Source organism: Robiginitalea sp. (assembly GCF_049588695.1).
Taxonomy (GTDB): Bacteria; Bacteroidota; Bacteroidia; order Flavobacteriales; family Flavobacteriaceae; genus Robiginitalea.
The window spans coordinates 1-3,048 of sequence record NZ_JBAVZJ010000250.1; the positions used below are offsets into that span (position 1 = coordinate 1).

Here is a 3,048-nt window from a genome sequence, read left to right on the forward strand (position 1 = left end):
CGTCAATGTTATGGACATTGCGAACCGCAATAGCTATAAAGTGATCCTTGCTGTGCGTCCAAAGTGATGCCGTTTTTAGATACGAGACACAAGAAAAAATCCTTCACACTTACGACAATCCTGTTAAGTGTACTGCTCCTTTTGCTTTTTTATATAGGCCTTACCTATATGGAACCGCCACCCGAGAGCGGAGTTACCGTTAATTTTGGAACCATGGAGTTTGGGATGGGCGATGAGCAACCCACCGAGCCCATCCGCCAGCGACAGGCAGAACCTGTCGTAGAGGATTCCGAAGAGGAGGTACTGCCCGAAGAAACTGAGCCAATGCCGGCAGAGGCCCTTCCGGAGGAAACCCCGGAGGAAGTAGTTTCTGAACCCATTCCCGAAGAACCTGTCCTGACCCAGGAAGAGGAAGAATCCATTCGAATTAAACAACAAGAAGCAGAGCAGCGCCGGAAAGCCGACGAGGCGGCACGGGAAGCCAAAGCCAAAGCCGACCGTGAGGCACGGGAGGCACGGGAGGAAGCGGCGCGGATTGCCCGCGAAAAGCAAGAGGCGGAAGCGCGTGCGCGTGCGGAACAGGAGGCCAAGAAAAGGGAACTCGACGCCATGATGGGTGGCCTGAACAGTGCAGAGGGCCAGGCCGAAGGCAGTGAGGGAGATGACAACCGGGCCGGGGATAAAGGGAATCCTGCAGGGGACCCCTATGCCAGTTCATACTACGGAAGCCCGGGAAGTGGTTCCGGATCAGGAGGATATGGCCTCAGCGGCCGTTCCCTTGCCAGTAAAACTGCTTATAAACAGGAGTGCAATGAAGAGGGGCGGGTGGTCGTTCAGATCGAAGTAGACCGCTCCGGAAAAGTCATTAAGGCTACCCCGGGGGTGCGGGGAACGACCAATAACAATTCCTGCCTGCTGGAGCCCGCCCGCAAAACGGCTATGGCGCACCGCTGGAACCCTGATAGCAAGGCCCCGAACCGTCAGGTAGGCTTTGTAGTTGTGAATTTTAAACTCGGCCAGTAGACCCATGACGTATCGGGAAACCCTGGACTGGATGTTTGCCCGCCTTCCCATGTATCAGCAGCGGGGTGCCTCAGCCCTCAATGCCAAGCTGGAGACGATACAACAGTTTTCCGCATATTTAGGAAGCCCCCATCTCGATTTTAAAAGCATACACGTAGCCGGCACCAACGGTAAAGGCTCCAGCAGTCATATGCTCGCTTCTGTGTTGCAGGAAGCCGGATACAAAACAGGGCTTTACACCTCTCCCCACCTTCGGGACTTCAGGGAGCGCATCCGGGTGGATGGGAGGGTTATTTCCGAAACCTATGTCATTGATTTTATCGCCCGCCACAGGGATTACCTGGAGGCCCATTCTTTGTCATTCTTTGAATTGACCGTGGGGATGGCCTTTGAATACTTCAGTGCCGAAAGAGTTGATATTGCCGTTATTGAAGTGGGCCTGGGCGGACGCCTGGATTCGACAAATATCATAATCCCGGAGGTTAGCCTGATCACTAATATCGGGATGGACCATATGGAGTTCCTGGGGGATACGCTCCCCGAAATCGCAGCGGAAAAGGCGGGTATCATCAAGCCCGGCGTACCGGTAGTCGTGAGTGAAACCCAGGATGAGGTAGCCGCTGTTTTTAAGACGGTTGCTGCCGAGCGCGAGGCTCCCCTTATTTTTGCGGATCAGCAGGATTCTCCGGAGTATTCCTCTTCCCTGGGCGGGAAGTACCAAAAACGAAATATGAAGGGGGTTGTGTCCACCCTGGGGATGTTAAAGGAATTCCCGGTGAGCGATGCGGATATGGTGAACGGATTGAATAGGGTAGCCAAAAACACAGGGTTACAGGGACGCTGGCAGACCCTGGGCGAACGGCCCCGGATTATCTGCGATACGGCCCATAACCCGGATGGGCTGGAACTGGTTCTCGAACAATTGCTTTCTCAAGATTATAAGAGGCTTCACATAGTGCTCGGCTTTGTAAAAGACAAACCCCTGGAGAAGGTTCTTACCCTTTTCCCTTCGGATGCTGCGTATTACTTCGCACGACCCGATATCCCAAGGGGCCTGGATGCGGAGATCCTTCGCGAAAAAGCCCTTGATTATGGATTGCAGGGAGAATCCTACTCTTCTGTAGACAGCGCTTTGATGGCTGCCCGAAAAGCCGCCGTGGCGGAGGACCTTATATTTGTGGGAGGCAGCACATTTGTGGTCGCTGAAGTGGTTTGAAATTTTGAATAATTTCTTTTGCGAACCTAAAAACTATCCTATATTTGCACACCCTTAACGGGCTCTTAGCTCAGTTGGTTCAGAGCACCTGCCTTACAAGCAGGGGGTCACTGGTTCGAATCCAGTAGGGCCCACATCACTCAGAAAACCCCGCAACGAAAGTTGCGGGGTTTTTTCATTTCCGCAAATACCGAGCTCGCTCGGGTATTTGGATGAAATGAAAAACCTTAATCCGGCATCGCCGGATTGGGTTTTCTATTTGCAGGAGGGAGCATGGTCTGGATCACGCCATAGGCGTAATCCTCACTTGGAGGTTACAATTGCCCGTTACCCTCTTGCTTATCCGCTTTTAGAAAATCGGAGAACGATTCTGAAATTGATAAGGACACCTTCTATTGCTGTTATCCGGATCCGATTTATGGGATAAGGATTATATTTATGTTCATATAACAAGTTGTGTGTAATTTAAAACATCCTTGAGAACTAAATGATTTTATCGAAAAACGACTTTCTGAAAGCAAGAGATTTCATTCTGACAAATGCGAGAATGATAGAAAGACGTTTATTTGAATTTCATTTTGCAAACGGAAATATGAATGGTGTTTTTCATGCCGTTTATGCTTATCGAAATCCCGATGGCGGATTTGGACACGGAATGGAACCAGATACCGCATCACCAGAAAGTCAACCTCTGTATAGCATTATGGCACTTGAAACGCTTGATGAAGTCGGATATCTGACCAAGGAAATTATTTTAAATGAATTTATGCCCTATTTTGAAAGTGTCACTACTGAGAAAGGAGGAATTC

General features: G+C 50.4%; 3 protein-coding genes and 1 tRNA gene. All 4 read left to right on the forward strand.

Going from position 1 to position 3,048, the window contains the following annotated elements:
* Positions 1–66: 66 nt before the first annotated feature.
* Positions 67–1,023, forward strand: coding sequence for an energy transducer TonB (locus tag WBV75_RS06065; RefSeq protein ID WP_424119748.1), 957 nt, complete (start codon positions 67–69; stop codon positions 1,021–1,023).
* Positions 1,024–1,027: 4 nt separating this feature from the next.
* Complete coding sequence (locus WBV75_RS06070; RefSeq protein WP_424119749.1) at positions 1,028–2,239, forward strand: bifunctional folylpolyglutamate synthase/dihydrofolate synthase; 1,212 nt, start codon at positions 1,028–1,030, stop codon at positions 2,237–2,239.
* 59 nt (positions 2,240–2,298) lie between these two features.
* Positions 2,299–2,373 (forward strand) — tRNA-Val (locus WBV75_RS06075).
* A 353-nt stretch (positions 2,374–2,726) separates the two neighbouring features.
* A partial coding sequence (locus tag WBV75_RS06080; protein ID WP_424119750.1) for a hypothetical protein occupies positions 2,727–3,048 on the forward strand: 322 nt, incomplete at its 3' end.

Excerpts from the sequence above, each read along its gene's own strand:
- WBV75_RS06065 (WP_424119748.1), top strand. The coding sequence starts at position 67 with ATGCCGTTTTTAGATACGAGACACAAGAAAAAATCCTTCACACTTACG.
- WBV75_RS06070 (WP_424119749.1), top strand. The coding sequence starts at position 1,028 with ATGACGTATCGGGAAACCCTGGACTGGATGTTTGCCCGCCTTCCCATG.